Below are 23,922 nucleotides of genomic sequence, written 5' to 3' on the forward strand. Positions count from 1 at the left end.
AAATTGTAAAACAGATGCATCAAACACATGATACATGAATTCTGTAAGAAAAAAAAGTACAGATTATCCCTACATAAGAAAGGAGCGCAGAAACTTGAGAATTATCAAACGAACCTTGCTCCTGATCGGCTTGCTCCTGATGGTGGCGGCCGGTTATTACTCCTATTCCTTTTATAATTTTGCACAAAACATTTCCAATAAATCGGAGGATCCGAAGGGCAGCACCCCTCTTATCGCTCAGACGGTCAAAGACAAAGGCGAAAAGTATACGCCGCCCAAATGGGAAGGCAAGCAGCGTGTAAATATTTTGCTGTTAGGCGGAGATTCCCGCGGCATGGTGAAGAACGAGCTGCCCCGCTCCGATAGCATTATGCTCGCATCGATCGATCCTGTGACCAAGAAAGCGCATCTTTTCTCGATCCTTCGCGATACGTATGTGAAGATTCCAGGCGAAGGGGAAGACCGCATCAACACAGCGATTACGACAGGCGGTCCGAATTTGGCGATGAAAACCGTCAGCGACTTGCTCGGCATCCCCGTCCAGTACTATGTTTATACGGATTTCAAAGGTTTTATTGCCCTTATTGATGCGGTTGGCGGGATTGATATCGACGTCGAAAAGGATATGAAATATTCCGATTCGGAAGATGACCATGTGTATGATATTAATTTGAAAAAAGGGCCTCAGCATCTCGACGGCAAAACGGCTCTGCAGTACGTGCGCTTCCGGCACGATGCTTTATCGGATTTCTCGCGTACGGAACGCCAACGGAAGTTTCTTACGGCAGTAGCCCAAAAAATGCAAACTACGTCATCGCTCATTAAACTGCCCAAAATTTTGAACGCCATGGACCCTTACATTGATACCAATCTAAGCGTATCGGACATGCTGAAGCTCGCTACATTAGGCTATGAAGCTAAAGCGGACGGCATCATTTCCTCCCAGCTTCCGCCGACTGATCTCCTCGCTGAGAAAAATGTCCGGGGCGCTGCGGTGATTACAGCGAACAAAGATAAACTGCAGCAATATGTAAAGGATCTGTTTGCTGGCAAGGCGGATGCGGACACCGGCCCAACGAAGCCGTCCCCATCCCCTACACCGAAGTCATCCGTGAAAACAACGGTGAAGTAAGAACATGCCTCTACTTGGCGCAGGGCTTAGAGCCCCGCAAGTAGAGGCTTTTTGTGAGATGTCCGCAACGGACTCCGGGGTCGCTATTTGAGCTTCTAAGGCGACTAGAGATTCCTATCGGACTCCGCGGCCGTTATTAGCCCTATTTCCATTAGAAATAGTGGCGGTATCATCGAATAACGTTATTTCTGTCCGTTACATCATCATTTTCGCTCAAAAGAGGTAAATAGCGTCCTGTGAGTCCGATGCGGTACAGAGGGCGTGAGGACTGAGGACTGAGGACAAAGAACAAGGACTAAGGTCAAGGACTAAGGTCAAGGACTAAGGTCAAGGACTAAGGTCAAGGACTAAGGTCAAGGACTGAGGACGAGGACTAAGGACAGGGACAGGGACTAAGGTCAAGGACTAAGGTCAAGGACTAAGGTCAAGGACTAAGGTCAAGGACTAAGGTCAAGGACTAAGGTCAAGGACCAAAAGACAAAAGACAAACAAATACTACATAATAAAGGAATGATTTTTCTTATGGAACGCAAAAACTCCGAGCAATTATATCAGGAAGCACTGCAGCACATCGTTGGCGGGGTCAACTCCCCTTCCCGCTCATTCAAAGCCGTCGGCGGCGGCGCTCCCGTCTTCATGAAGCGTGCGCAGGGTGCACACTTCTGGGATGTAGACGGGAATCGCTTCATTGATTACCTCGCCGCCTATGGCCCTATCATTACCGGTCACGCGCACCCGCACGTGACCGAAGCGATTTGCCGTGCCGCACAGAACGGCACGCTGTACGGCACCCCGACCGAACTCGAGATCGAGTTCGCCAAAATGCTGAAGTCCGCGATTCCTTCGCTGGACAAAGTACGCTTCGTCAACTCCGGCACCGAGGCCGTGATGACGACGATCCGCGTCGCGCGCGCCTATACCGGGCGCAACAAAATCATTAAGTTTGCCGGCTGCTACCACGGCCACTCCGATCTCGTGCTCGTGGCGGCCGGCTCCGGGCCGTCCACGCTCGGCACGCCGGACAGCGCCGGCGTGCCTGCGAGCATCGCGCAAGAGGTCATCACCGTGCCGTTCAACGACATTCCGGCACTAGAAGCAGCCCTTGCGCGTTGGGGTGAAGACATCGCCGCCGTGATGATCGAGCCCATCGTCGGCAACTTCGGCATGGTCATGCCCCATGCCGGCTACCTCGAGCAGCTCTGCGCGGCTGCTCGCAAACACGGCGCCCTCGTCATCTACGACGAGGTCATCACAGCGTTCCGCTTCCATTACGGAGCGGCACAGACCTACCCCGGCCTCCCGCTTGCGGAGGCCCAAGAGGCGGCGGCGCGCTTCGCCGCCGTCGAGCCGGACCTGACGGCCCTTGGCAAAGTGATCGGCGGGGGCTTGCCGATCGGGGCCTACGGGGGCCGCAAAGCCGTGATGGAGCAGGTCGCTCCGCTCGGACCTGCGTACCAAGCCGGCACGATGGCGGGGAACCCCGCCTCCATCTCGGCCGGCATCGCCTGCCTGGAGGTGCTCCAGCAGGCAGGCGTTTACGCCAAGCTCGAGCAGCTTGGTGCGACGCTTGCCGGCGGCATCGCGGAATCCGCCGCGAGACATGGCATCGCCTTGACGCTGAACCGGATCGGCGGCGCCTTCTCTACCCACTTCTGCGATCATCCCGTCACCAACTATGACGAAGCGCAGGATACGGACGGCGAACGCTTCGCGGACTTCTTCCGCCTCATGCTGGAGCAAGGCATCAATCTTGCACCTTCCAAATATGAAGCATGGTTCATGACCATCGCCCATACGGAAGAAGACATCGCGAAGACGCTGGATGCAGTCGACAACGCATTCAAAACAATGAAAACGAGATAAATATTCAAGAGACTAGAACAATCCATATTAGGCATAATTCTAATTTTGATGTAACCTATTAGGACAATTACTCTTAATAAATCTATTTATATATAAATCATGTAAAAGAAAGTTACATCGAAATCAGCTCATATAGCCCAATCAAGCGAAACGACGAAATGTTAACATTCTCAATGCAAGAACAAAAATCGTACGTTTAACTCTTACCATTACTCAACGCCAATCCGCGTCTGATTCATAAGCGCAAATTTGTTAGAAAATACAAACAATTATTGCATCTTTGTTCGAAAATATCCGTGGTTCGCCTCTCTGCAGCAGCAGGAAATACTTGCTGCCTCCCACACCCAGCATGTCCCAGAAACGAACTATGATCCTATCATAATCATAGTTCGTTCGTATTTTAAGCCTAATCCAAGCTATGAATAAATTGGTTTTATTCACCAGTATACAAAAAAGGTAGCGCTTACATTTTTGTTTTCGCTCTACAACTATTGTCGGATGAACTTTTTCATGCTATTCTAAGAATACTTTTACCCTTTTCACGAAAAGTCTTGTTTTCGCAGTATTCTCCTAGAAAGTTAGGGCATGATTTACAATTTCACGTTCGTTTTTTGTATGCTGTGCCCTACTTTATAACGGGTCGATTCTTGACTGAATTCAAGGGAGCCATTTCCTCGAAATTGGCATGCTATTCAGTTAAATTGCATTTTTATTCAAAATCTCGCATATTCGTTTTTGACCACTTTGCGGTCATCCATTGAAAATGCTAAGAGTTGCGGGCTCATAAAGCCAAAATGCAAAAAAGCGTAAGTAGGAAGAGGAGTTTAACTATGTATGGGAGGTGACGGTCAGGCGACTGACCGAGCAATGAATGAAATTATGCGTAATGAAGGCCGTTTTCAAGATCTACTAGGAATCGAACATGACAGTTGCGGAATTATTTGTATTATTGAAAAAAACGGTCATCCTACCCGTGAAAACATCCAAAAGACGATTGATGCCCTTGTAAAAATGGAACATCGCTCCGGATTTATTAACGGCGAAGGCGACGGCTGTGGTATTTTAACTGACATCCCACGCGCCCTTTGGGAAAAGAAATTAACAGACGCTGGTTTGGACGGCAAGCTTGCCTACGATAACCGTTTTTCTGTCGGGCATATCTTTGTTCCGCGCAAACTTGACCTGACCGTTACCGAGATTCAGAATGGCATCCGTGAGCTGTTTGCCTCCCACGATGTGTCCATCATTCTCGAGCAGGAAAACCAAGTCGATAGCCATGTCCTTGGTCCTAACGGATTAAACGATGAGCCCACTTTCTGGCAAATTGCTGCTATCAGCAACAGAACGGAAGGCCAAGTGGCTGATCACCTTTTTGAACTGCATATTGCCATCGAAGACCGTTACAACGTTCATGTTGCAACACTAAGTAATGTAACTTCTGCCTACAAGGTATTGGGTGCAGCAAGCATTCTGCCTAAGTATTTCAACGATACACGCGATCCGCTTTTCGCTTCCCAAGTCACTATTGGTCACAACCGTTATTCCACCAACACACTATCCAGCTTTTTCCGCGTTCAACCGTTCTCCCTGCTAGGGCACAATGGTGAAATCAATACTGTTAAGAAACTTCGTATCGAAGCTGACATGGTCGGCGTACCGCTTGTTAGCGGCGGTTCTGACTCCCAGGACATGAACAGAACGATTGAAACGTTCATTCACCGTTTTGGCTTATCCCTTTTCGAAGCCATGGAAATGGTTTTCCCTCCTATTATTAATGAAATGAAACAATTCCGTCCTGAACTTCAAGATCTGTATGTTTATTACCGCCAAGTATGGGGCCACTTCGCACAAGGTCCTGCAGGTATCGTTTCCCGTTACGGCAACGAATGTATTTTCAGCGTAGATGCGCTAGGTCTTCGTCCGGTTTGGATGGTTGAGAGCGATTCTTCCTTGTACTTCTCTTCCGAGCAAGGTGTCATTACGGTAGGCGAAATGGTTGCCGATCCGAAACCTATCGCACCAGGCGAGAAAGTCGGCGTTGTGCTGACACCGGGTGAGCATGTCCAAGTTATTCCTTACCATGAAGTACAAACTTTAGTGTATGAGCGCGCAAGCAAACGTCTGAATATTAGCGGTCTTCGCAAATATCTGAATCCTGCAAAAACGGATACGCAAGCTGAGCTCAATGAAAATATGGTAGCAACAGATCAATTGTACAGTGCATTTGGTTGGGATCGCGACGGAATTTCCCATATCGAAACGATGTCTGAAACTGGCGCCGAGCCAATTCGCTCCCTGGGCCACGACTCGCCTCACGCAGCAATTGCTTGGGAACGTCAAAATGTGCCTGACTTCATTAAAGAGAGCGTTGCGGTTGTTACGAATCCGGCGATTGACCGTGACCGTGAAATGGAGCATTTCTCCACTCGTGTTATTGCAGGTGCGCGCACGCCCGTGTACTCACAGGTTGATGGAAACCTGCGTCTTGAGCTTCTGGCTCCGCTTGTACTCGAAGGTACGAACGGCGTAGACAGCGAAGAGCATCTGTCCCAGCCTTCCTTTGAGCAATTAGTTGCTTTGTTCCGTGCGCAAGGTGAGAATGCGGTGGCTGTGCTTTCCACGACCTTCGCAAGAGGAACGTCTCTGAGCGCAGGTCTGGACGCTTTGGCCGCTGACGCTATTGCCGCTGCCCGTGCTGGCGCTGCACTCATCGTTCTTGACGATGCGGAAGCTCATCAGAACGATCGTTTGTGGCTTGAGCCTCACTTAGTCGTATCCAAAATCGATATCGCGCTGCGTGCAGAAAAGCTGACTTTCGGCGATAACCTGCGCCGTCACGTTACATTGGTCCTGCGTTCGGCTGCTATTCGCAACCTGCATGATATCGCTGTAGCCTGCGGTCTAGGCGCAGATGTCATTTCACCTTACCTGCTGTTCTCTACGGCTTCTGATAAAGAAGGCAATGCGGCAGCAGCACGCAAAGTATATACAGCTCTGACCAAAGGTCTGGAGAAAGTGATCTCCACGATCGGTACGCATGAGCTTCGCGGCTATACACGTTTCTTCTCCTCCATCGGCTTCCATCCGGAAGTGGCTGAGGTGCTGGATATCGTGAACTACCTCGGCAGCGAAAAAGCCGGAACCGGCTTTGCCCAGCTTGAAGTGGAAGCGGAAGCTCGTTACAACGACTTCACCAATCCGAAGGCGAAAGCAGCGAAAAACTTCCGTTTCTTCCAACGTATGTGGAAAGCATTAGGCGATGCCGCTTCGGGGGCTGCTTCTTATGAAGACTACCGCGACAAGCTGCGTGAAGAAGAGAAGAAAAACCCGATTTCCATTCGTCATATCGCTGGATTCAATGTCGAGAAAGCGCTGGCCGACGGCCGCAAGCCGCTTGATCCATCGAAGGTTGATATCTCCATTGGCGATCATTCCTTGCCGATGCTGATTTCTTCCATGTCCTTCGGTTCACAGAACGAAACAGCTTTCCGTGCCTACGCTGAAGCCGGCGAACGCCTGAACATGGTCACCATGAACGGCGAGGGCGGAGAGATCAAAGATATGCTTGGACGTTACAAAAAAACGCGCGGCGCGCAAGTCGCATCCGGACGTTTCGGGGTTAACGTAGAACTTGCTAACGCAGTAGCATTCCTTGAAATCAAAATCGGTCAAGGCGCTAAACCGGGCGAAGGCGGTCACTTGCCAGGTTCCAAAGTTACGGCCAAAATTGCGGCAGCCCGTAACGCGACAATCGGTTCCGACTTGATCTCCCCTTCGAATAACCATGATATTTATTCGATCGAGGATTTGGCCCAAATCATCTCCGAGTTGAAAGAAGCAAGCGGTCGTAAAGCCAAAATCATCGTAAAAATCCCTGTCGTACCGGGTATCGGTACAATTGCGGTTGGTGTTGCCAAAGCAGGCGCTGACGTTATTACCCTTTCCGGTTTCGACGGCGGTACAGGTGCGGCTCGTATCCACTCCTTGACACACGTAGGTCTTCCTACCGAAATCGGTACGAAACTTGCTCACGTTGCTCTGATCGAAGCCGGTCTTCGCCACCGTGTAGAACTGTGGTCCGATGGCGGTCTGAAATCAGGTGCGGATGTTGTTAAAATGGTTATGCTCGGTGCGAACCGCGCAGGCTTCGGAAGTATCGCTATGCAATCGATCGGTTGTACAACTTGCCGCGGCTGTCACTTGGACACTTGCCACGTAGGTATCGCAACCCAAATCGATTCCATGGAAGAAGCAGAAGAAAAAGGTCTTCGCCGTTTCGTACCTCGTCAATTCGACGTAGCCGTAGACAGCTTGGTTCGTTTGTTCGGCGGTATTGGCGAAGAAGTGCGTGAAGTTGTTGCATCCCTTGGATTCACAAGCTTGCAGGATCTTGTAGGCCGTTCTGACCTGCTTGAGCAAGTTAGCCACTTGGATCGCATTGATCTGTCTGACATTCTTCGTCCGGCTCCGCTTCAGTTCATTTCTGACGCTGAAAGAGCCATGGAAGAAGCAGCGGTATCCTCTGATATCCGTATCGCGGCTGGCGCAGAAGGTCTTGAATTCTTCCCAGAATCCTTGGCGCTTGATGCTCCGATCGTTCGCAATTGGTCCAAAGTGGATGCAGAGTCCCGTATTCTTGGAACTCGTTACTCCAGCCATCGCGTAAGAGACCGTTTCGACGGCAGCTACGATGAACTGCCAGCTATCGCTCTGAACCTCATTGACGGTTCTGTTCCGGGTAACGGCTTGGCTGCATTCAATGCCCGCGGCGTTGACATCACTGTTCAAGGTGGTGCCGAGGATGGTCTTGGTAAAATGGCGTTCGGCGGTAAAGTGGCCATCGTGAAAGCACTTGGCAAAAACAACACCTTCATCAACGGCAGCGTCGGTAAATCGTTCGGTTACGGCGCACAAAAAGGTTTGTTCTTGATTCAAGGCAGTGCAGATACGCGCGCTTGTATCCGTTTCTCGGGTGCAGACGTCGTATTCGGCGGCGAAATCACTACGCCTCTCCGAGATGAGCTTGGCGGATTGGCTGCTCGTGCGAACCTCAAAGGCTTCGCGTTCGAGTACATGACCAACGGTCGTGCCGTTGTTATGGGCGATCCGGGTCCATGGATTTGTGCAGGGATGACAGGTGGCGTGATCTACCAGCGCCTTGTACCTGAAATGGGTCTGGATCAAGCAGCTATCGAACGTCGTATCGCTAAGGGCGCTAAAGTTAAAATCGAGTCCATTGGCGTACAAAGTAAAAAAGACCTCACAGAACTGCTGAGCGCTTACCGCACAGAGCTTGCTAACTCCGGTCAACCGGAAGCAGCGGCTAAAATCGACGGTCTGCTAAGCAATCTGGAAACTAATTTCATCCGTATTTCTCCGGTTAATATGCAAGCTGATCAATCCGTCGCTACGGAATAGATCAAATGAAGAAGCTGTCCCAGAAGTCATCGCAGATGACGGAGGGGCAGCTTTTTGTTTTATGGTTTGTGGGGAAGGGAACCACAAATAGCCTTGCATAAAAGGGACGTCCAAATCACACTTTATTAGAGCAACACCCATCCGCATACCATAGGAGGTTTTGTGCTATGAGCCAATCGAAACGCCGCGAAGAAGCTGCATGGAAAAGCCGCAAACAAGCTAGACATCCACATGGTAAGGTGAAGTCTCTGGCCGAATTCGCCAGTGAGTACGACGCGGGACAAAACAAGTAACGAAGGTACCTCCCTCCAACGTTCAATGAGGGACCAACTCAAAGAACCCGTTGATCGCATATATGTGATCTTCGGGTTCTTTGAGTTTGGGGGAGTCTCAGGCACAACTTCCCCCTTCCCAGCGCATAACGGACCTGAAAGTCGCTATTGCGGCCAAAATGCTCCATATCAGATCCTTATGGACACGAGCGCCTTTATTTCCTCTTCAGAGAAGCTTGGCGCCATCCAATATGGCCAATAAAGGCTGCAGTGTCCGTTACAACTTCATCGGCTAACTGTTGTCACAAATAGCTCCATCTGTGTCCATTAGCACATACGTCTCCTCCTGCTGACTCGTTATAAACCGGCACGGGTCGCCGAGCGCGAAGATGCACAATTCGTGCATCGCCCGGGTGCAAGCGGTGTAAAACAGCTTGCGCTCGTTTTCATGGCCGTACTGATGATGGGAACCATCATAGATGAGTACGGCATCGAATTCCACCCCCTTCGCGAGATACGAAGGGATGACGAGCACGCCCGACTCGAAGGTCGGGCTATGTTTGGTGATGCGCCCCAGCGGTACCTCCAGCAGGGGCGCAAGGGCTTGATGCGCGAGCTCGCTCTCGCTCGCGGTCTTGGTAATGATCGCGATGGAGGCATAGCCCTCGCCCAGCAGCCGCGCCACTTCGGCTGCCAAGAGGCTATGCAGCGATCCGCGATCGCTGGCTTTTACCACCCGCGGCAAAGCGCCGGCGCGGGTGAAGGGCTCTATGGCATCGCCGCCGGGCACGATGCCGCGGGTGAACTCCACGATCTCGCGCGTGGAGCGGTAACTGCGGAACAAACGGATGACTTCCGTTTGTTCCGGCCCATACAAAGCGGCGATCGGATCGATTTCGCTGTACGCGGAAGCGTGCGAATAGATCGCCTGGCCCAGATCTCCGAGCGCTGTCATGCGGCAGCGTGGGAACAGCCGTTTCAGATAAGCCAGCTGAAACGGAGAGTAGTCCTGCGCCTCGTCAATAATGACATGGCGCACGGAAGCGTTCGTCTGGAAGCCGCAGACGGCTTCCATCAAATAAAGGAACGGCGTAGCGTCCTCGTACGGCAGCCTGACCTGTGCCAGCTCCTCCAGCGTCCGCCCGCAGATTTCAGCCCAATAGCGCGGCTTCTCCGCTATCCGTCCTCCCTCTTCCGCCTCTTTCTCATCGCGAAACAACTGCCCATAAAGACCAGTCAGATCAACGAACTTAAACTGTTTTACCCAACTACGAACAGGTTTTAAGTATTCCTTCATAACGATTCGGGCCAGAAGCAGCCTTTCTTGATCATAATCGTCGAATGAAGCTCCCAGACCGCCTTCCATTTTGAGCAGCCGCAAGTAAGCACGATGATAGTCCTCGCTGCTGAGGAGTTCAATCTCCTCGTCCACCCAGGCTTCTTCCATTTCAAGCTCCGCAAAGTTCTCAAGCTGCTCCACTATCCACTCTTTCATCAATACCAAACGATTCGGCAGCCGAATGGATGCATCATAACTATAAAAGCGTTCCGCCAAACGGGCCGCGCTAAGCACTTCTTTTTCCCGAAAATGGACAGGATTAAACAGCATCCCCGTGTGTTCCAGCTGCTTTTTATAAGCTTCAATAACGGTAAGAAAAGCAGTTGAAGATTTATAGTAAATTCCGCTCAAACGAGCCTCATAAGCCTCTTCAGTCACAGGCGTTCCTTCGGACTCACTGGAAGAGCTGCCCCTCATCAAAATATATTCCAACTGCGTGAAAGAATCCTCCACCTCAAACATCTCGCCCAAACGATGCTCCAGATAAGCCTGGTAGGTCGTTTGCTGCATATTTTCTTCGCCTAACTCCGGCAGCACCGTGGACACATAATGATTAAAAAGCGGGTTTGGCGAAAACAAAACCATCTGATCGGAGCTCAGCTTATCCCGGTGTTTATAAAGAAGGTACGCGACTCTTTGCAGAGCGGCCGACGTTTTACCGCTGCCAGCAGCGCCCTGCACAATTAACATGTGTGCGTTGTCGTTGCGAATGATGCGGTTTTGTTCTTTTTGAATAGTCGCTACGATCGTCTTCATTTGTGCATCTGAGCTCCGGCTTAGCACTTGCTTCAGCAATTCATCCCCAATTGTCACTCCGGTATCAAACATGAGGTGAATTTGACGGTCACGAATCACATATTGACGCTTCAAAACCATCTGCCCTTCTACGGTGCCATTCAGTGTAGTAAAGGCTACTTCTCCCGGCGCAAAATCGTAATACAAGCTGGAAATGGGAGCACGCCAATCGTAAACAAGATACTGGCCTTCTTCCTCATCCAGAAAAGAAGCAATGCCCAAATATACAGCCTCTTCTGTCCGCTCACCGCGTTCAATGAAATCAATTCGGCCAAAATAAGGAGAGTGAACGAGCCTTCGCAGCTTGCCTAAAGCTTTTGCCGCTTGTCGATAGGTTCGTTCCCTCTCAGAGAGCACTTCTGCTTGCTGCCTCATACTCGCAATGGATTCCACCGCATCTTCCGTCGTACTCATATCCATCGTCACTTCGTCCCAATAATGTTTGCGAATCTCCGTAACGTCGGATTGAACCAGGCCAGCCTGCTCTTCCAACTCTGCTATTTTGACCGATATCTTTGCTGTTACTTCCTGCACTCTTTGCTTTTCTGCTGCCCATGCTTGATCTGATAGACTCATGACAACGCCTCTTTTCTTACCATTTTATAACGATTTGACATGGAGGTTGTTTTGGTGCTATAATTATATTAGGATAATACTGTTATTTATCCTAAATATTTGAATCAATCTTTATTTTAGCAAGTTTTCCGCCCAAAATCAATAAAAACCCCGAGTCTTTTGACCGGGGTTTTACTGCGTTATTTTGCAACTTGGATTCTGGGGGTTAATTTCTCGTTGCAGGTTCTTAGTCCAGTTCTTGCTTCCAGCCTCTCAACAACCATGCTGCTCCCGAATGAGCTGCACAGCTCGGATATGATGCTTCGCATGACCCGCCATCATTTTCAGCAATTTGGCAACGGACTCTTCGCGGTCCCTCGTGATGACGGTCCTCTCGAGGGCATCCGGCAAATGTTCGCACAATCCAAGGATATGCTGCCGCATAGCGCGGAAGAGCTGTACTTCCGGATGAATCGGCCGATTGCGGTAATTCAGCCCTGTGCTCCAATCATCCTGCGAAAAGCTATTGCCTTGATAAGTGCGGCCCGGCTCTGCCAAAGCGAATTTCACTTTATGCATCGTGACCATTTCTAAGTCGATCAGATGCAGGACCTGTTCGCGAATAGACCATTTGCCCGGGGCCTGCGATAAGCTCAGCTGCTCCTCCGTCAAGCCGGCTACTGCACTTTCCAGCTCATCGGCTCCAGCCGCATACATCGCAACAATCTCAGCAGGGGCAGCGGTTAACTCCTCCCAATACACAAACGTATATTCATCGCTATCGGGAACAAAAAGCTTCCGAATATGTCCGGGGTCCTCTTCTTTCCGCAGCCCATTGCAGCCCTTGGCTTGCAAGCTTTGCTCCACATCGTTCACCGAGGATACGCCGACGTAGATAAGATCTCCCGCTTTTGGCGAGGAGTATTTAGGCTGCAGCCAGTGCGATAGTTGCATCTCCTGCACTTCCGTCTCCGGCTGAACAGAGGGATTTCGCTGTATCAATAAAACGTTATAGTCCATGACGATTCTCAGAAGCGCAGCTGGACCGGACGCTGCTCTTTCGAGCAGCTCCCAGTCCAGCTGTTTCGTATAAAACGCAATCGATGCCTGAAGATCATCTACCTGCAGCAGCAGCTTCGCCCCGCTATGTGCCATCGCTTTACTTCTTAGCCGCTTGATAGGCCTCGATATATTGCGCAGCCCGCTTGGCGACAAGGCTGTAATCGCCGGTTTTGACCGCTTCGCTGGTCAAATCAGAACCGATGCCGACGGCAACGGCGCCGGCGCTGATCCATTCGCCGAGGTTGCTCAGCGAGACCCCGCCGGTTGGCATAATGTTCGCCTGCGGCAGCGGACCTTTAATGGCCTTAATCATCGCCGGCGAGTAGAGATTGCCTGGGAAGAGCTTCACGATATCGACGCCAAGCTCCAGCGCCGTTTGAATCTCTTGAATCGTCATGCAGCCCGGCATGACGGGCACACGGTAACGGTTGCAAAGCGCAACCGTGTTCGGGTTAAGCGACGGGCCGACGACGAACTCGGCCCCGCTTAGGATCGCGGCACGCGCTGTCTCCGGGTCAAGGGCTGTGCCCACCCCGATAATCGCGTACTTGGACGCGTCCTGCGTCGTGCTCGAGTAGCGCTTCGCCAGCTCCTCGATGGCGCGCAGCGCGAATGGCACCGTCATCGTGACTTCGATGACTTTGATGCCTCCTGCAATGGCTTGATCCGCCATTTCGACGACTTCTTCCGGCGTTTCGCCACGCAGTACGGCAACGACGCCTTCATTGGATATTTGTTGAACAAGCTTCAATTTTTTCAACGGAATCTTCCCCTTCTTTTGCGAGCATGTATTTAGCGTTCTATATGTTTAACGTCGTTAAGAATAGCGTCTACTTGCTCCCATGTTGGAGTGCCTTCCCAATCTCCCTCGGTTTGAACGATCAAGGAGCCCACCAAATTCCCGATACGCACCGCTTCCGCATACTCGTACTCTTTGGACAAACCTACCAAAAACCCGGCACAAAAGCCATCTCCTGCGCCAACGGTATCAACCACCTGCTCCGCCTTGAAATAAGGAACAGCTGTGATCGAATCCTGCGTTACGACGTAGGTCTCGTTCTCTCCGCCTTTGACGATGGAAACAGCGGACAATTCACGCAGCTTGCCCACAATGACATCCCAATCTTCCGTCTGGTAAAGCAGCTTCAACTCATCAAGGCCCGGCAGGAAAATGTCAGACAGTTTGGCAAGCTCAAGCAGCACGGGACGCGCTTCCTCGATACTCCACAGTTTCAACCGCAGATTAGGATCGAAACTGACTTTGACGCCATGTTTGCGGGCTATGCGGACCGCTTCGAACGCAGCTTCTTTGCAAGACTCGCTTAAGGCCGGAGTGATGCCAGTGATGTGAAGAATTTTAGCCCCGGCGATGTAGTCCTCGTCCAAATGTTTTGCGCTCATCCGGCTCGCCGCCGAGTTTTTACGGTAATAGTACACGGAGGTTTTGCCCATGATGACCTCGCGCATCATAAGCCCTGTCGGAGCTTCCGCTGTTAGTTCAGCACGGGAAACATCGACGCCTTCGCCGCGAATTTTCTTGAAAATCAGACGGCCCATAGGGTCCTTGCCTAACCGTCCGAACCAGCCTACTTTCCCTCCAAGCCGGGAAATACCGATAGCTACATTGCTCTCCGCACCGCCAAACAAGCTGTGCAGCTCAGAGGAATATTCCAGCCCTTTCCCGTTGGAAGGCATAAGAAGCGCCATCGTTTCTCCAAAAGTAATAATATCAGGTCCGGCAACCGATTGAGATTGTGTGTTCGTCGTCATATTAGCTCCATCCATTTCCTGATCGTTAATTGAAACGTTTAAACAATGATTATACTTCATATTATAGTGTATTATCAGCGATTGTACCAGATAGTAAGAATCAAAAAAACCTCAGACTTGCGTCTCAGGTTTCTTCGTAATAACGTTTCAATTAAAATCCGGTTGCTTCCGCTTTCACCAGCTCTTGTCTCAGTTCATCATGGATATGGCCGTTGGTAGCCAGCACATTGCGAACAGCCAAATTGTAAGGTCTGCCTTCCGTGTCCGTCACCTTACCGCCTGACTCTTGAATCAGCAAAGCACCCGCTGCTATATCCCAAGCATTCAAACCGATTTCCCAGAAGCCGCTAAGGCGTCCTGAGGCCACATAAGCTAAGTGAAGCGCGGCTGAGCCTGCGATCCTTAGGTTGCGCACTTGGGGAGATAGCGCCTGAATGCCCTTCAGGTTAACCGGCAGCGCCCCGTTGCGGTCCGCTGGGAAACCCGTGGCCACCAGACTGCCCGATAGTTGTCCATCCAGCGATACGACTGTCTTTTTACCGTGCATGTAAGCGCCTTTCCCCTTCTCGGCAACGAACAGCTCGTCACGGGAAGGGTCATAAACGACGCCGACAATAATCTCACCTTTGTGAGCGAGCGCAATCGAAACGGAGAAGAACGGGAACCCATGAACAAAATTCGTTGTTCCATCAATAGGATCTACGATCCAGAGGTACTCTTCCTCACTCATGGCTTGCAGCGCCTTAGCCGATGCTTCCGGCCCCGGTTCCACCCCTTCTTCACCCAGAATGGAATGATCGGGGAAATGTGTCATGATCAAGTTGCGGATGAGTTTTTCCGAGCCCTTATCCACTTCCGTCACCAGATCCTGCGGGGAGAACTTCGTATCAATGCGGTTGATATCCCCCATCTTTATTTTGATCCATTGCCCAGCCTTGGCTGCCGTATTAATAGCCACTGCCGTAAAATTTTTACTGCCGACGACGAACGGCTCCGCCCCACTGTTTACCACTTATATCAACTCTTTCTTTTTTATTTAGATTTAGATTTAGGAGTATTAGTTAAGTATAGTAAATTATACGTTTTAATTACTAGTGCGTTTCATCCCAAAATATTCGTACATTCATACATTTATTAAAAACAATAAAGATATTTTTGACTATCAACCAATAAAAAATCCGCACTGCCGAGTAGGCAATACGGATAAATAATTCGTATCAAATATGGATTCTTCCCTTAAATTCCAACGATATGATAACCGCCGTCAACATAAATGACTTCTCCCGTGATGCCGCGGGACAGGTTGCTCATCAAGAACATCGCTGTGTCGCCCACTTCAGCAGTTTCGGTTGTTTTGCGCAGCGGTGCCTTCTCTTCGACTTGACGCAGGATCGAGTTGAAATCCTTGATGCCTTTGGCAGCCAAGGTACGGATCGGTCCGGCGGAAATACCGTTTACGCGAATGCCAAATTGGCCGAGGTCAGCCGCCAGATAGCGTACGGATGCTTCCAACGCAGCTTTGGCCACGCCCATGACGTTGTAGTTTTTCATTGCGCGCTCAGCGCCAAGGTACGTCATGGTCATGATGCTGCCGCCTTCCGTCATTAGCGGATAAATACGTTTGGAAACCGCAACAAGCGAGTAAGCGCTGATGTCATGCGCTAAGGCAAAGCCGTCACGCGATGTGTCAACGAACAGTCCGTCCAACTCTTCCGTTCTGGCAAAAGCAATACTATGTACAAGGCCATGAACGACACCGAGTTTCGTTTTGAGCGTCTCAGCCAACGTATCGATTTCAGCATCTACCGTTACGTTACAAGGCATAAGCGTTGAACCTGGAATGGTGTCGGCAAGTTTACGAACACGTTCCTCGACTCGTTCATTTTCAAACGTAAATACTAAATTCGCTCCTTGCGCCGCTAAAGATTGTGCAATTGCCCACGCGATGCTGCGATCATTGGCAACACCCATGACCAGTATATTTTTTCCTGTTAATAGTTGACTCATGGTCGTTAAAAACCCCTCTCAACAATGGATTATGCGTCATTCATACCCACTCTCCAAAGTACCCCATTTTGCCAAACATTTCAAGGAATAAATATGAATCGTTATAGCCGGACAGAAGCTTGATCGAGCACCGTTACACCCTCTTGTAGCTTAAAATCCTCCATCAGACGAAATAACGCCTCATCCTTCATCTTCGCTTCAATCATAATATCAAGCCTTGGGGTAACAGGGGCTATGGCTCGAAGAAAAGCAAGAAGAGGGCCTGCCTCCACGTAATCGGCATGACTTCTCGGGTCGGTCTCGCTTTTGGGGCTTGAAACGTGAATTTTGGGCGGAAGCGCCTCGTCGGGCTGCTGACTCTCTTGCTGTGGCTGTTGTTGTTGCTGCGAGGCAGGGTTTAGCCACGTTTGTTGGATACGCGGCCATAACGCCGCAGCATCTTCGCCCTCGTTATTCACCGCGTGATGATGAACGTCCAGAACCATTGGAATCCCTACTGTTTCAGCGATGTTCAGCGTCTCCAGCGCGTTGAATGTTTTGTCGTCGTTTTCTAAGGTAATCCGCCTTTGAATTTCGGGTCGCAACGTGGAAAAGTTATGAACAAACCGTTTTGCCGCTTTGTTCTTATCCCCATAGGAACCGCCTACATGGATGTTGCATCTCGCTTCCGAGCCAAGCCCCATTGCGTTCAGCATCGCGTTATGCCGCTCCAGATCCAGAATGGATTTCTGCAGAACGTCTGCTTTAGGCGTACTCAGAACGGTAAAGTGATCGGGATGAAAGCTGACGCGCATGCCTGCCTGCTTAGCGTAGGTGCCTAGCTCTTCGAATTCAGCCGATAGCGTCGGAATGGGATTCCAATCGCCCAGCATCTCATGCCCGATGAGGGGGATGAATCTGGAGGAAAAGCGGAAAACCATGATATCGTGGGCCCGGTTATGGCGCAGCAATCGCAATGTATTATGCAAATTTTCCGCCCCAAGGCGTTCCAGCTTCCGGATAGCAGCTTCTCGATCCAACAGTTTACTGAATCTCGTGGCGGTCATTGTTTTGGACGGCGAGGCGTTCTTGACTACGGTCGACATCGCCACATACCCAAGGCGAATAATCATGCATGTGTAACCCCCAAGAAATTAAGGTATAATCCCGACTTAGGTTACCCGCAGGCCATTCGGCACATTCATTTTTTAGCCGTTTCCGCCTGGCAGAGCGTTATTAGGACGAAACCGTAGCTATTATTTTGAAGCTGCAAAAAGCGGCTATTGCAATAGGCAATGGACTCAGCGCAAGCATGCCAATCCTGGTGGCCCGGTCTTCTTTCCGCAGGATCAGCAAATTGCCAAACAGCCAGATAAGAAGGTACACGAGCAGCGATCCGGCAGCCATGTACTTGTCATTGATCGATGAGGGAGCCATGAAGCCGTAGAAACCGAATATCATAAAGATCAGCACAAACGGTGTCGGTATACCGAGCACGATATTAAAAAGCCAATAGGCGGTAAATTTCATCCTACTCATCCCTTCGTTGCAAGATTGCTAACTACATTGTAGCTGTGGGGATTGAGGAGAATAAGTACTAATTTCATATAGTACCGTTTGCCGTAGAAGGACATGACCGAGGATTGGACGCGAGGTCGCTTTCTGTGCTGTGTGATACGTTTGCGGCGCGGTAGGAGAGATTGGATGGGGTGGAATGTGTGGAATCTGGAACCTGGAACTGATGCAATGAACAATTATTCTCGCTGCCTTCGCACTTCTCACCAAACCAAAAACCGGGCAAGACCTCTAATGCAAAGTGCTTACCGGTCTTGCTGTACAATTGACATCCCTACGTTGTACTTTGTACAACATTATGGCTGCAATTCGTGCCCAGCCCTCCCCTATGTTGTACTTTGTACAACAAATTGGGCCAAAAACCGCCGTTCTCGCACCAACGGCGCCAAAATGATTGCACTTTTTGCAATGAAGATTGCGTTTGCGAAGTGCAAACCGCTTCCAAATTGCACAAAATACAACCAAGCAAAACCCAGTTGGCTCAGGAGCCCACCTATAGACAGAAAAAAGACACCGTCCTCACCGGATGATGTCTCCCTTTACCTGTCTCCCTTTACCTGCCAATTACACTTGCTCGCCAAAAAACATCTCATAAGCAAGCTTCGTCTGAACACTCGCCTCTTCCTCCGTCAAACGGCGTACCAGTTCCATCTCCACTTGCGTCACTTCTTCGCCTTGGAAATTGATCTCCGCGATGGAAGCGACGATTTTGACGATGGCGATCGCTTCATTATCTGGCGTATACGCAATAACCTTCTGCCCTGTCGGGAAGACGCGGAAGCCGCTTTTCACCATTTTGCCGCGGCCATATTCCAGAAGCTCGAAAAGCTCCTGCGAGGACTTAAATTTACAGACCGAATTAAACTCCGTTTGGAATCCCATTAGCATCTACTCCACATCAAAAGAATATTGGATACTTTGCTTCGCTGTATGCCGTTCTATTGCCAGACGAATGAGATCATCCAGCAGCTCTGCGTATGGCTTGCCGGATTCTTGCCACAGCAATGGGTACATGCTGTAAGGCGTGAAGCCAGGCATCGTGTTGATTTCGTTGATATAGATCTTTTGATCGGCCTTACCGAGGAAAAAGTCCACGCGGGACAAGCCGCTGCCATCCACAGCCAAGAAGGCTTGAAGCGCGAGCTGTCTGACCTGCTCAGCGGTTTCAGCCGGAATATCGGCCGGGATCACCATCGCGGATTTGCCGTCGACATATTTGGCCTTATAATCGTAAAATTCGTTCGAGGAAACAATTTCACCCACAACAGACGCTTGAGGCTCATCATTTCCGAGTACCGCAACTTCAATCTCACGGGCATCGATATTTTCTTCCACAATGACTTTACGGTCATATTGGAAGGCAAAATTAACCGCCTGAATCAACTCCGCCTGGTTCCTTGCTTTGGAAATACCAACGCTGGAACCTAAATTAGCCGGCTTCACGAAACACGGGTAGCCAATGGCCGTTTCGAGCTCCACGAGGTGATAAGCGCGATTCTTTTCCCATTCTGTCCGGGTGAAGTGGCGGAAAATACATTGCGGAAGTCCTTCTTGCGCAAATATTTTTTTCATCATGACTTTATCCATGCCCACGGCAGAAGCCAGTACACCTGCTCCTACATAGGGGACATTCGCCATTTCCAGCAAGCCTTGAATGGTTCCGTCTTCGCCAAACGTACCGTGTAAAAGCGGGAAAATGACATCAATGCCGTCCTTCGTTCCAGCCGCAGCGGCGGAAGCGAGAGTTACATCGCCTTTCGGTTGAACCGCTCCAAAAATAGGCGCTAAAGCATTTGAAACAGGTGCATGTGCGGAGTCAACGCTGTTGAACGTCAATACCTCTTTTGATGCAATAGGAGCCAATAGAGGCGCACCGCTTTTCCATTCCCCTTTCTTGGAGATGTAAAACGGCACAACTTCATACTTGGTGAAGTCTACGGCTTTCATAACGGCCATTGCTGTTTGCAAGGACACGTCATGCTCTCCTGATTTCCCTCCATAAATTAGTCCAACTCTTATTTTGCCGCTCATTGCGTACCTCCGTCTAGTCGTTCTTTTCCTTCAAAATACCTGTCACATTTCGTCAGCAATTCGAACGAATGCGTATCTGGTCCGCCCCGTCCAAGCAGGTGAATCTTTATAAGCCCAATAGCGATTGCGGCTATTATACGTGTGTGCATTGACGAGCGGCATGCCGTTGGCATCTTTGCCCGTCACAACAACATTATGCTGATAACGGCCGTCGCCGTCCCAGTCATAACTGATGGTGTCTCCCGGTTGAAGTTCTCTCGGGTCTTGAACGATATGTCCGTGCAACCCTTTACGACTGTGCGCAAGGAAGGATTGCAAGCTATTGGCAACTGCCCAGGAGAAGCTCCACAGCTCTTGATGGCCTCTTCTGCCCGCGTACCACCAGCCTAGATCCCTTTTCCCAGTATAGTCCATTGGAGCCCCGCCTGCAAAGAGGCATTGCGATACATAACTGGTGCAATCCACTTTGAATTCCTCATACTTCGGGTTCGGCGTCTGCCACCACGTTTCCGCATATTGGACGGCTTTGGCGCGATTATAAATGATTTTGCGCGGAACGAATTCCTGAGCTCCGCTGTTGAGTATACTATGGTTGATATAAGGAAGCGACGGCGCTCTGCGCACACCTTCCTCAAAACCTTCCTGCTCAGAGAAAAAGACGCCCCGATGCATGTTCGGAGACGATTTCTCCCCATGAAGGGACTCTGAGCTTCTCACCTGCCAGCGGTTCGCTGTGCTGTCAATGAGGATTCGTTCAGGCTCAATGCGCTCCTCCACATGGGTGGCGGAACCGATCCGGTAGTGTATGAAGCGGTGCAGCTTAACATCCACAATAATCCCTTGCGCTGCTTCTCTGACACCGGCGAGACGCAGTTTCGTCTCCCCGCGCAGCAGCTGGGCATCGCGATCGCGAAAGCTTTCCAGGAGCCTGCGTACCCTCACATCCTGTCGGCTTACATAAGCGCTGTCTGAAACATAAGCTTCCATTGGAGCTGCAGAGCCTTCAAGCTCTGACTGATTTTTGGCGTGGACGTAATTATAGAGCGCTGTTTTCCAGGACATCGGGGTTACCCTCCTAAAAAGTTTTGGCTGAGAAAGTCAGGTGAGCGATTTCTTGCTCGGTTGAAACTTTATTTATGGAAAGAACGTTTTTGCGGCAAAATAACTGTCATCTTAGGACGAGCCCGATTTGCTTTGAATTGATTCAATATATGACATTTGTACGGCAAAAATGATTGAAATAAATCTTTACTCATACACAGCGAAACGCTATACTTGAAGTAGGGGATTAATGAAATTGAGTTTCATTAGATGAAACCAATGGATGAAGATATTAAAGGAGGAATAACCTATGTCCAACAAGGACACTTTTTCTGTGCGTAAGCAGTTAACTGTCGGAACAAATTCGTTCCAATACTACAGTCTTCCTGACTTTGAAAACCAAGGTCACGGTACTGTAAGCAACCTTCCTGTTTCCATTCGCGTTTTGCTTGAAGCCGCTATCCGTCAATTCGACGGTCGTGCAATTACAAGCGAACACGTGAAACAAATCGCCGGCTGGGCTGAAGGCCGTGACGATAACAAAGAAATTCCTTTTATTCCAGCTCGTATCGTTCTTCAGGATTTCACGGGTGTACCTGTCGTCGTTGACCTTGCGGCAATGCGTGCGACGATGGCTCGTGAAGGTGGAGATCCAAAACGGATCAACCCGCTTGTTCCTGTAGATCTCGTAATCGACCACTCTGTCATGGTTGACGCTTTCGGTTCCCCGGATGCGCTTGAAATGAACATTAACTTAGAATTCGAAAGAAACGAAGAGCGTTACCGTTTCCTTCGCTGGGCGCAAACAGCATTCGATAACTTCCGTGCGGTTCCGCCTTCAACAGGTATCGTTCACCAAGTTAACTTGGAGTACCTTGCTTCTGTTGCAGCTACAAGAACTATCGATGGCGAAACGGTTGTTTACCCGGATTCCCTCGTAGGAACAGACTCCCATACAACAATGATCAACGGTCTTGGCGTTGTAGGTTGGGGTGTCGGCGGTATTGAAGCTGAAGCCGGTATGCTTGGACAACCGCTTTACTTCGTAGCTCCGGACGTTGTCGGTTTCAAATTGACAGGCCAATTGGCAGAAGGCGCTACAGCAACTGACTTGGCTCTAACCGTTACACAAATTTTGCGTAAAAAAGGCGTTGTAGGTAAATTCGTTGAGTTCTTCGGTCCTGGTCTGAGCAACATTTCCCTGGCTGACCGTGCAACTGTAGCGAACATGGCTCCTGAGTATGGCGCAACAATCGGGTTCTTCCCAGTAGATAACGAAACATTGAACTACCTGCGTTCCACTGGCCGCGAAGAAGACCAAATCGCGCTGGTTGAAGCTTACTATAAAGCACAAGGCATGTTCCGTACGGACAGCACGCCGGATCCTGTGTTTACAGAAGTGCTCGAGCTCGATCTGAGCTCCGTAGTACCAAGCTTGGCTGGTCCTAAACGTCCGCAAGACCGCGTTGAACTGACGAACATGAAAGAATCCTTCAACAACATCATTCGTCAGCCAATCGAAAAAGGCGGCTACGGCCTCTCCGAAGAGAAAGTAGCTGAAGTTGTCGATGTGGTTTACCCGAACGAAACCGTTAAAATGGGTACTGGTGCTGTCGTAATTGCAGCGATCACTTCCTGTACGAACACATCCAACCCTAGCGTAATGGTCGGTGCCGGTCTGGTAGCGAAAAAAGCGGTTGAGCGCGGCTTGAAAAAACCGGCTTACGTGAAAAGCTCCCTGACGCCTGGTTCCCTGGTTGTTACTGAGTATCTGCAAAAAGCAGGCCTCCTGCCTTCCCTTGAAGCGCTTGGCTTCCACGTTGCAGGTTATGGCTGCGCAACTTGTATCGGTAACTCCGGTCCGCTTCCTGACGAAGTCAGCAAAGCGATCGCAGACAACGACATGACAGTTGCGGCTGTGATCTCCGGTAACCGTAACTTTGAAGGCCGCGTACACGCGCAAGTCAAAGCGAACTACCTGGGCTCACCTCCACTTGTTGTGGCTTACGCACTTGCAGGTACAGTGGACATTGATTTGGCGAACGATCCAATCGGTTACGACCAAAACAACCAACCAGTTTACCTGAAAGACATCTGGCCTACAAACCAAGAGATTCAAGACGCGTTGAACTCCGCGATGAGCGCAGACATGTTCCGCGACAAATACAGCAACGTATTCCGCGCGAACGAGCGTTTCAACCAAATCGCGATTCCAGAAGGCGACCTGTACGAGTTCGACACGAACTCCACGTACATCCAAGAGCCTCCTTTCTTCACAGATCTCGGTACTGTGCTTGATGATATCGCAGACATCAAAGCTGCGAAAACACTTGCGCTCATGGGCGATTCCGTTACAACGGATCACATCTCCCCTGCAGGTAACATCAAAGTTGACAGCCCGGCTGGTCAATACCTGATCGACCATGGTGTAAAAAGAGAAGACTTCAACTCCTACGGTTCCCGTCGTGGTAACCACGAAGTGATGATGCGCGGAACGTTCGCGAACATCCGTATTCGTAACCAAGTGGCACCAGGAACAGAAGGCGGCGTAACCACTTACCTACCAACTGGCGAAGTTGAGTCCATCTACGATGCATCCATGAAATATCAAGAAAACGGCCAAAACCTCGTCGTTATCGCGGGTAAAGAGTACGGAACTGGAAGCTCCCGTGACTGGGCAGCAAAAGGTACGTTCCTACTTGGCGTCAAAGCGGTTATCGCAGAAAGCTTCGAACGTATCCACCGCAGTAACTTGGTCGGTATGGGCGTACTGCCGCTGCAATTCGTGAACGGCGAGAGCTGGAAGTCCCTCGGCATTACAGGCCGCGAGACATTCGACATCACAGGTTTGAGCAACGACGTTCAACCGGGTTCGACTGTGAAAGTAACAGCGACTCGCGAAGACGGCACAAGCTTCGAATTCAGCGCCCTGGTGCGTCTGGACAGCTTGGTTGATGTGGACTACTACCGTAATGGCGGTATTCTGCAAACCGTTCTTCGCCAAATCTTGGCTGAGAAAAACTAATCTCATTTCCCATCATAACAATGAAAAAATCCGGGATTGCCATGTGGCTTTCTCGGAT

Annotated in this window: 16 protein-coding genes; 5 read left to right on the forward strand and 11 right to left on the reverse strand. The window is 50.2% G+C overall.

All coding sequences use genetic code 11. From position 1 onward, the window contains the following. Window positions 1-139 precede the first annotated feature (139 nt). From GC097_RS23045 to GC097_RS34435, 4 genes are all read left to right on the forward strand, one after another. Complete coding sequence (locus tag GC097_RS23045) at window positions 140-1,132, forward strand: LCP family protein (RefSeq protein WP_246294421.1); 993 nt, start codon at window positions 140-142, stop codon at window positions 1,130-1,132. 522 nt (window positions 1,133-1,654) lie between these two features. Then, window positions 1,655-2,995, forward strand: coding sequence for a glutamate-1-semialdehyde 2,1-aminomutase (locus GC097_RS23050; RefSeq protein WP_171685656.1), 1,341 nt, complete (start codon window positions 1,655-1,657; stop codon window positions 2,993-2,995). 879 nt (window positions 2,996-3,874) lie between these two features. Next, window positions 3,875-8,413, forward strand: a complete 4,539-nt coding sequence (locus GC097_RS23055) for a glutamate synthase-related protein (protein WP_171685741.1) — start codon at window positions 3,875-3,877, stop codon at window positions 8,411-8,413. 167 nt (window positions 8,414-8,580) lie between these two features. Further along, window positions 8,581-8,706 (forward strand): DUF6254 family protein, encoded by a 126-nt coding sequence (locus GC097_RS34435; RefSeq protein ID WP_246294416.1) that lies wholly within the window; start codon window positions 8,581-8,583, stop codon window positions 8,704-8,706. A 271-nt stretch (window positions 8,707-8,977) separates the two neighbouring features. Here GC097_RS34435 and helD read toward each other — a convergent pair whose 3' ends face one another. The 11 genes from helD to GC097_RS23110 form a co-directional block, all read right to left on the reverse strand. Next, window positions 8,978-11,395, reverse strand: coding sequence for an RNA polymerase recycling motor HelD (helD, locus tag GC097_RS23060; RefSeq protein WP_171685657.1), 2,418 nt, complete (start codon window positions 11,393-11,395; stop codon window positions 8,978-8,980). 252 nt (window positions 11,396-11,647) lie between these two features. Next, complete coding sequence (locus GC097_RS23065) at window positions 11,648-12,529, reverse strand: VOC family protein (RefSeq protein WP_171685658.1); 882 nt, start codon at window positions 12,527-12,529, stop codon at window positions 11,648-11,650. Between the two features lie 4 nt (window positions 12,530-12,533). After that, window positions 12,534-13,196 (reverse strand): bifunctional 2-keto-4-hydroxyglutarate aldolase/2-keto-3-deoxy-6-phosphogluconate aldolase, encoded by a 663-nt coding sequence (locus GC097_RS23070; protein WP_171685659.1) that lies wholly within the window; start codon window positions 13,194-13,196, stop codon window positions 12,534-12,536. 32 nt (window positions 13,197-13,228) lie between these two features. After that, window positions 13,229-14,206, reverse strand: a complete 978-nt coding sequence (locus GC097_RS23075) for a sugar kinase (protein WP_171685742.1) — start codon at window positions 14,204-14,206, stop codon at window positions 13,229-13,231. 151 nt (window positions 14,207-14,357) lie between these two features. Continuing rightward, the gene (locus GC097_RS23080) at window positions 14,358-15,218 is read right to left on the reverse strand and encodes an inositol monophosphatase family protein (protein ID WP_171685660.1); all 861 of its coding nucleotides are present in this window, start codon (window positions 15,216-15,218) and stop codon (window positions 14,358-14,360) included. Window positions 15,219-15,442: 224 nt separating this feature from the next. After that, a complete protein-coding gene (gene fabI, locus GC097_RS23085) occupies window positions 15,443-16,213 on the reverse strand; it encodes an enoyl-ACP reductase FabI (protein ID WP_171685661.1) in 771 nt (256 codons plus the stop codon). A gap of 101 nt (window positions 16,214-16,314) precedes the next feature. Then, window positions 16,315-17,325 (reverse strand): UV DNA damage repair endonuclease UvsE, encoded by a 1,011-nt coding sequence (gene uvsE / locus GC097_RS23090; protein ID WP_171685662.1) that lies wholly within the window; start codon window positions 17,323-17,325, stop codon window positions 16,315-16,317. A 103-nt stretch (window positions 17,326-17,428) separates the two neighbouring features. Next, window positions 17,429-17,731, reverse strand: coding sequence for a hypothetical protein (locus tag GC097_RS23095; protein WP_171685663.1), 303 nt, complete (start codon window positions 17,729-17,731; stop codon window positions 17,429-17,431). 600 nt (window positions 17,732-18,331) lie between these two features. Beyond that, a complete protein-coding gene (locus GC097_RS23100) occupies window positions 18,332-18,649 on the reverse strand; it encodes a hypothetical protein (protein WP_171685664.1) in 318 nt (105 codons plus the stop codon). A 6-nt stretch (window positions 18,650-18,655) separates the two neighbouring features. Further along, complete coding sequence (locus GC097_RS23105; protein ID WP_171685665.1) at window positions 18,656-19,798, reverse strand: D-alanine--D-alanine ligase; 1,143 nt, start codon at window positions 19,796-19,798, stop codon at window positions 18,656-18,658. Between the two features lie 42 nt (window positions 19,799-19,840). Then, a complete protein-coding gene (locus GC097_RS23110; protein WP_171685666.1) occupies window positions 19,841-20,860 on the reverse strand; it encodes an amidase domain-containing protein in 1,020 nt (339 codons plus the stop codon). A 289-nt stretch (window positions 20,861-21,149) separates the two neighbouring features. Here GC097_RS23110 and acnA point away from each other — a divergent pair, with 289 nt between their 5' ends. Next, on the forward strand, window positions 21,150-23,864 hold the full coding sequence (gene acnA / locus GC097_RS23115) for an aconitate hydratase AcnA (protein WP_171685667.1): 2,715 nt from the start codon (window positions 21,150-21,152) through the stop codon (window positions 23,862-23,864). The last annotated feature ends 58 nt before the right edge of the window (window positions 23,865-23,922 follow it).

It is taken from the genome of Paenibacillus planticolens, from assembly GCF_013141725.1.
GTDB lineage: Bacteria > Bacillota > Bacilli > Paenibacillales > NBRC-103111 > Paenibacillus_E > Paenibacillus_E planticolens.